At 70.1% G+C, this 975-nt stretch carries 2 protein-coding genes; one reads left to right on the top strand and one right to left on the bottom strand.

The genetic code is table 11. The features are described from left to right. Positions 1-397 (bottom strand): hypothetical protein (locus FNX44_RS27150; RefSeq protein WP_143651605.1); only part of this gene is annotated, 397 nt, incomplete at its 3' end. Positions 398-565: 168 nt separating this feature from the next. On the opposite strand from FNX44_RS27150, the gene FNX44_RS27145 reads away from it, so the two are divergent. Next, positions 566-975 (top strand): HIT family protein (locus tag FNX44_RS27145; protein WP_143651606.1); only part of this gene is annotated, 410 nt, incomplete at its 3' end.

The following is a 975-nucleotide window of genomic DNA, read 5'->3' as shown; positions in this document are numbered from 1 at the left end:
GGGTGGGAGGTGGGCCGGTGATGCCGAGGACGGTGAGGGCGCCGGTGCGGGGGTGGTGGCGGGTCTCGAGCCCGCTGTTGTCGAGGAGGGTGGTGAGCACGTGGTCGGTGGCCTGGTAGACGGCGTTGAGGAAGGTGGGGGCCGGGGCCTGGAGTGGCTGGTCCATCGCGGTGAGGAAGAGGTGGTCCGGGACGTGCCAGCTGACCACGACGTGGTCGGTGGGGCCTGCCAGCGGGCCCTCGCGTTCGAGGTAGACGCCCGCGTCGCCGGTCTCGATCGCGAGGGGGAGGCCGGCGAGGCGGGCGGCGTGGTAGATCCGCTCGACGAGGTAGGCGGGCAGCTGGTGTTCCTCGGGGGTCCGCAGTCGTGAGGTCGCGGGCGTCGCTGAGATTTCCATGTCATCGGTTTCCATGTCATCGATCACGCACAGCACCCTTGCGTGAACGTTCCGTGGTGGAAAGGGCTGTCGCGGCAACTCCCCCCGATCGAGCGACGGGCGCCGGAGGTGGACGCGGACCGGGCGGTGGAGCGATGATCTTGATGGTCGTGGAGAGGGGTGGACGAGGTGACGGGCGACTGGCGCCGGGATCGGGTGGGTGCCGCGCTGCGGGGCGAGAACCCGACGGTGATGCGGCGCCTTGCGGCGGGGTTCGCCGCGATCGGTGATGTGCAGTTCCTGCCCGGCTACTCCGTGTTGCTGGTCGACGAGCCGGGTGTGGAGCGGCTTTCGGAGCTCCCGGCGTCCCGGCGGTCGGCCTTTCTGGCCGACATGGATCTTCTCGGCGAGGCGGTGGAGCGCGGCTGCCGCGAGCTCGATCCGGCGTTCCGGCGGGTGAACCTGGAGATCCTGGGGAACACGGACGGGTTTCTGCATGCGCACGTGTGGCCTCGGTATGAGTGGGAGCCGGCCGGGTTGGTGGGCATGCCGGTGTGGCTCTATCCGCGGGAGAACTGGTGGGACGAGCGGTTTCGGCT

The organism is Streptomyces alkaliterrae (assembly GCF_007097205.2).
GTDB lineage: Bacteria > Actinomycetota > Actinomycetes > Streptomycetales > Streptomycetaceae > Streptomyces > Streptomyces alkaliterrae.
The sequence above is the reverse complement of the archived record's forward strand: the minus strand, read 5'-3'. Positions and strand labels throughout refer to the sequence as shown.